Source organism: Anaeromusa sp. (assembly GCF_028691475.1).
Taxonomy (GTDB): domain Bacteria; phylum Bacillota; class Negativicutes; order Anaeromusales; family Anaeromusaceae; genus Anaeromusa.
In genome coordinates this window covers 1-5,291 of the sequence record NZ_JAQUZF010000148.1, presented here as the reverse complement: position 1 = coordinate 5,291, position 5,291 = coordinate 1, and the positions used below count along the sequence as shown (strand labels likewise).

5 protein-coding genes and 1 pseudogene are annotated in these 5,291 nt (G+C 47.9%); all 6 read right to left on the bottom strand.

Annotated features, from left to right (window positions below; translation table 11 throughout):
- Positions 1-49: 49 nt before the first annotated feature.
- Positions 50-1,183: an ABC transporter permease gene (locus PHF27_RS13180; protein ID WP_300071006.1), complete on the bottom strand. Its 1,134-nt coding sequence runs from the start codon at positions 1,181-1,183 to the stop codon at positions 50-52.
- 17 nt (positions 1,184-1,200) lie between these two features.
- A complete protein-coding gene (locus PHF27_RS13175; protein WP_300071004.1) occupies positions 1,201-2,016 on the bottom strand; it encodes an ABC transporter ATP-binding protein in 816 nt (271 codons plus the stop codon).
- Positions 2,009-2,941, bottom strand: coding sequence for an ABC transporter ATP-binding protein (locus tag PHF27_RS13170; protein WP_300071001.1), 933 nt, complete (start codon positions 2,939-2,941; stop codon positions 2,009-2,011). The genes PHF27_RS13175 and PHF27_RS13170 overlap by 8 nt, the downstream gene beginning before the upstream one ends.
- Positions 2,942-3,937 (bottom strand): efflux RND transporter periplasmic adaptor subunit, encoded by a 996-nt coding sequence (locus tag PHF27_RS13165; RefSeq protein WP_300070998.1) that lies wholly within the window; start codon positions 3,935-3,937, stop codon positions 2,942-2,944.
- Positions 3,938-4,206: 269 nt separating this feature from the next.
- Positions 4,207-4,551 carry a CGGC domain-containing protein gene (locus PHF27_RS13160; RefSeq protein WP_300070996.1) on the bottom strand — a complete coding sequence of 115 codons (345 nt, stop codon included), beginning with the start codon at positions 4,549-4,551 and terminating at the stop codon, positions 4,207-4,209.
- Between the two features lie 242 nt (positions 4,552-4,793).
- Positions 4,794-5,291: pseudogene (locus tag PHF27_RS13155) on the bottom strand (radical SAM protein); the annotation flags it as partial.

Here is a 5,291-nt window from a genome sequence, read left to right as displayed (position 1 = left end):
GAATAAATTCTTTTTTTATCATTTGCCGCAAACGTTCAAAAGCCATAGCTCACACCAGTCTCTTTTTGAGTTTCTTGTTGGCAATAAAAACCATAATCACCCCAAAGAAGAAAAGGAATACCGCTTCCGCCCAAATGATTTCCAGCCCCGCCCCTTTTAAATAGACGTTCTTTAAAATAGTGACAAAGTAGCGCGATGGAATCAGGTGGGTAAGCACTTGAATAGGCTCCGGCATATTCGCAATAGCATACATAAAGCCGGACAGCAGGAACGAGGGCAAAAAGGTCAGCACCATCGCCAACTGGCTAGCCAAAAGCTGTGATCTCGTTACAATGCTGATCAACATCCCCATAGCCAGAGCGCCCGGCAAAAACAAAGCCGCCATTCCAAAGACAAGGGTCCCATTCCCCCGCAGCGGCACATCAAACAAAAATCGTCCCATCAGCACCGCCAGCGCCACATCCAGCATGCCAATCACAAAATATGGCGTCAGCTTGCCGATAATCAGTTCCAGCGGCTTGAGCGGGGTTGTAATCAACTGCTCCATGGTTCCGTTTTCCCATTCACGGGCAATGGTCAGAGAAGTCAGCAAGGACGCAATCACCATCATGATTACGGCGATAAGCCCGGGAACAATGTAGTTTTTCGCCTGCATATTCTGGTTAAACCAAACGCGCAGCTTCCCCTCCAGCGGCATAGCCACGGCTTTGCCGCCTTTTTTTTGCGAGGCTTTCAACAGCAAAGCGCTGTTGTAGCCATTTGTTACACCTTGGGCATAGCCAATCGCAATGGTAGCTGTATTGGCGTCGCTGCCGTCGACGAGGAGCTGCACCTCCGCCTGCTGTGCGCTTTCCAGTTTACGGCCGAAGTCATAGGGAACGACAAGCGCCAGGATAGCCTCCCGTCGGTCAATGGCCGCCTCAATGTCCACATACGAAGAGGCTGTGGCGGCCAAGCTAAAATACTGCGAAGATGTGAAACGGCCGATTAATTCACGGCTGTCGGTAGTTTGGCTTTGATCCCAGACCACGAGCGGCACGCGATCTACATCAAGACTTAAGGAAGAGCCAAAAAGAAAAATCAACAGCACCGGCATGGCAATAGCCATGCTCAAACTGCGGGAGTCGCGGAGAATATGAATAAATTCCTTGCGAATAATAGCCGCTATGCGATGAATACTCACAACCCGCCCCTCCTTGCTCACATTACTTTCTTATCCTGCGCTTCAATGATAGACACAAACACGTCTTCCAGGGATGGTCTAATTAATTTGGAGTCCATACATTCCAAATTGATACTTTGCGCAGCAATATGCTTATTTTTCAACTCATCCGGCGTGCCTATCGCCACCAACTCGCCTCGATAAATCATAGCCAGGCGGTCACAATATTCAGCTTCATCCATATAATGCGTGGTAACAAAAACAGTAACCCCTTCGCCCGCCAGATGATAAATTAAATCCCAAAAATTGCGCCGCGAAATGGGATCCACCCCTGATGTCGGTTCATCCAAAAACAGTACTTGCGGCTGATGCAGCAGTGAACACCCTAACGCCAGCCGCTGCCTCCAGCCTCCGGCCAAGTTTGAAGTAAAACTGTTGCGCTGCTCCTCCAGCTCGGCCATTTTAAGCACCCATTCCTTGCGTTCTTGCTTTCGTGCCGCCGGAATTTCGTAGATGCCGCTATAAAAATCAATATTTTCTTCCACTGTGAGATCTTCATAAAGCGAAAATTTTTGTGACATATAACCGATATTGGCTTTAATTTCCTCCGCCTGGCGGAATACATCCAAACCGATTACCTGGGCCTTGCCGGACGTAGGCAAGATAATACCGCACAGCATGCGGATGGTAGTCGACTTTCCTGCGCCATTGGGCCCAAGAAAGCCAAAAATTTCTCCCTTTTTCACCCGAAAGGATACATTGTTGACAGCCGTAAAGCTGCCGTAGCGCTTTGCCAGGTCTTCAACAATTACAGCATATGCCGAGTCATTGCGGCTGTCTTCCACCTCAGTCACCACTTTCTCCCGTCGTAAGCATCGAAATAAACACATCCTCCAGGGAAGGCGTTATCACTGCCACTTCCCCTTGAATGTCTAGTTCGCGCAATTTCTCCTTAAGGTCCGCCTCGACCTGTGCGGCTTCTCCCATGGCAACTAAATGAATCTTATTGCCGAACAAACCGGCGGAGCGAGGCTGCATAGCCGCTTTGAGCAGCGGCAATACGGTTCTAGGTGCACTGCAGCGTATTTCCAACAAAACGCCGTTCATTTTAGCTTTGATTTCCGCCGGCTTGCCTGCCAAAATCAACCGTCCCTTATACAAGAGGCCGACGCGATCACAGCGTTCCGCTTCGTCAAGATACGAAGTAGAAACAAAAATCGTCACCTTTTCTTCCAACAGCTTGCCTAAAATACGCCAAAAATCTCGCCGCGACATCGGATCTACGCCGTTTGTCGGCTCATCCAAAAGCAGCACCTTCGGCGTATGCACAAGGGCGCAGGCAAGAGCCAGTTTTTGCTTCATGCCGCCGGATAAATTCCGCGCCTGCCTGTCGCGAAAAGCTGTCATATTACTAAACGCCAGCAGTTCCGGTATTTTTTCTTTGCGAATGGTTTGGGGAACATTATATAAATCCGCGTAAAAGTCAATATTCTCTTGTACCGTCAAATCAAGATACAAGCCAAAGCGCTGCGGCATATAGCTAATATGGTTGCGGAGCGCTTCGACATCGCTTAGAGTATGAAAACCACACACCCAGGCTTCTCCTGCGCTTGGCGTCAAAAGGCCCGCCAAAAGCCTCATGATGGTCGTCTTACCCGCTCCGTCAGGCCCTAACAAACCAAAAATCTCGCCTTCCTGCACAGCAAGAGTCAACTGGTTCACAGCGGTGACTGCGCCAAATTTTTGCGTCACCTCGTGCATCTTAATTGCATCCATCATCTATTCTCCATTCAAGAGAATTTGCGCATCCGCCGGCATCCCTGGTTTTAGTTCATAGGCTTCATTGGCAATGGAAATCTTAATGCGATACACCAGCTTAACCCGCTCTTCGGCGGTCTGGATATTTTTCGGTGTAAATTCCGCTTCCGAGGCAACAAATTGAATCTGGCCCTGATATTTTTTTCCTGGATACGTATCGGTGGTCACGGTGACCGGCTGCCCAAGCTTTACCTTGCCCAAGTCGGTTTCGGAAATATAGGCTTTAAGCCAAACCTGACCTAACTCGCCAAGAGTGACTACCGCCGTACCCGGAGACACATATTCGCCGGCTTCAATATTTTTAGATAAAACAAAACCGTCGATAGGCGCAATAATCTGCGAATAGCCAAGACGAGTCTGCGCTAAGTTTAACACCTGTTTGCTTTGCTCCACCTTGGCTGCGGCCAACGCAATTTCTTCCTGCCGGGGACCTTCGACAAGCAGACTAAGCTGCTGCGCCGCTTGATCGCTGCGGGCGTTTGCCGTTGCATAAACAGTGCGGCTCCGGTCCAGCTGCTGTTCGGCTATGGCTCCTTGCGCATACAGCTGCCGCATGCGTTGATAATCCGTGGCCGCGTTTTCTTTGTCCGCCTCGGCACTGCGCAAGGCGGCCTGCGCCGCTGTAACATCTTGCACTCGCGAGCCGTTGTTCAATTGCAGCAGCATCGCTTGCGCCGCAAGAAGCTGGGCCTTAGCGTTAGCCACATCCAATTCCAAATCGGCCTGCTCCAAAGCAGCAATAGGCTGCCCCTTGGGCACTTTTTCGCCTTCGTCCACAAAGCGCTGCGCCACATGCCCGGCTATTTTAAAGCCAACTCCGACTGTGGTAGTTTCAATATTGCCGGAAACCTTAATACTATTGGGATCGCTCTGTTTCTTAAAGTACAAAGAATATACACCTGCAGCCATTAGACCTACGAGCAGCAAAAGCAGTAACACCTTTAGTCTTTTTTTCATACCGGCGCCCCCATATCTTAAATAAAATTAGATCAATCTATTGTGAATGTGAATTCACTTTCATTTTAGCATGTGCAACAGGAGATAACAAGGATAAATAAGAAAAACTGCTAGGGAACGAACAAAGAGTAACAGAGTAAACAGAGGGTACGCGGAGGGTTACGGCGAGGGGTTCTAAGACATACATCTGCTAAAATCTAAAGCCGGCTAAAACGCTTCTGATGCGCTCCGCCGGCTCTGGTTTTTCGTATTCTCTTGCTACTTGCCTACTATTCTCCAGACTTTCTTGCCGCACAAATCGTATTGGCATCTTCTTGACCATGCGTATAGCCTACAACGGTAAAATGTTCCGACAGTGCCTCGGCCACCGCTTTATAATTAGGATCTTTCTTTCTCATGCAGGAAGAAAGGTGAATGACATCCACTTCTTTTTTTCGCAGTGTTTCAATTTTTTTAGCCAAGTCTCCGCCGTTATGCGTCAACGACAGTAATTCCACGTTTTCCATATCCCGATACCGTTCAAAAGCGTCCTCTTTTTGAAAAAAAGCCTTTAGACAGCCCCCTACGGTACAGCGCTCCATAGTTTCTTCGCGCACAAGAATAGCAATTTTCATTGTATATCTTCTCCCTTGCTTAGTTACTGCAAAACTCTTCTTTTAGCCAAGTCCTTGCCTGTAGCGGTTTTAAAATTCTTCTCTATTACATCGTAACTGGTATTTCCGCCTTGTACCGTGATTTGTATCACAGCACTAACCACCGCAACAAAAAAGACATGCATACAACTCGCTGCAGAACGAATATCCTCCAAGCGAGTTGATGCATGACTACTGTAAGAAATGCCGCTGAACGTTATTCCTTAAAGTTCTAGAAGCTTTGGTTTATAACCGTCAGGCAGCTCTTCTTCCTGCAAAAATTCAAAGTCATCATCGTTTAATATGGGCATAAACAATTCGTACGGAAGAGATGAAAATTCGCAAGCGTAATTGCTGGCGCCAAACCACATGCCCGCTTTGCTGCTCAAATTTAAGCTGCGTGCAAATTTTGTGTAGTTTGAGCAGTCATGAACCGCCAAGTCCCAGTTTTCCTCGTCGGCAATCTTCATAAACTTCAGGGTCAGTTCCCGGCTCCAAATGGGAGATACGTACCCCTGTCTGCAAATATACATGTTTTCGCCGTAATAATTGTTGATATTGTTCTCGTTTAAATGCAGTTCCGCACAATTGATAAAGTCAAGGTGTGTCGCAAAAATCGCCTGCTTCTTTTTGAAAAACGCTGCATAGAATTCCGGCGTCATCGGCGTTTCAATGCCTACGTTTTTGATGTATTTTTTTGCTAAGCCAATATTTTCAATTAC

What these genes read in the sequence shown, in the direction of transcription:
- PHF27_RS13170 (WP_300071001.1), bottom strand. Translation starts at nt 2,941, where the DNA reads ATGATGGATGCAATTAAGATGCACGAGGTGACGCAAAAATTTGGCGCA.
- PHF27_RS13165 (WP_300070998.1), bottom strand. Translation starts at nt 3,937, where the DNA reads ATGAAAAAAAGACTAAAGGTGTTACTGCTTTTGCTGCTCGTAGGTCTA.
- PHF27_RS13160 (WP_300070996.1), bottom strand. Translation starts at nt 4,551, where the DNA reads ATGAAAATTGCTATTCTTGTGCGCGAAGAAACTATGGAGCGCTGTACC.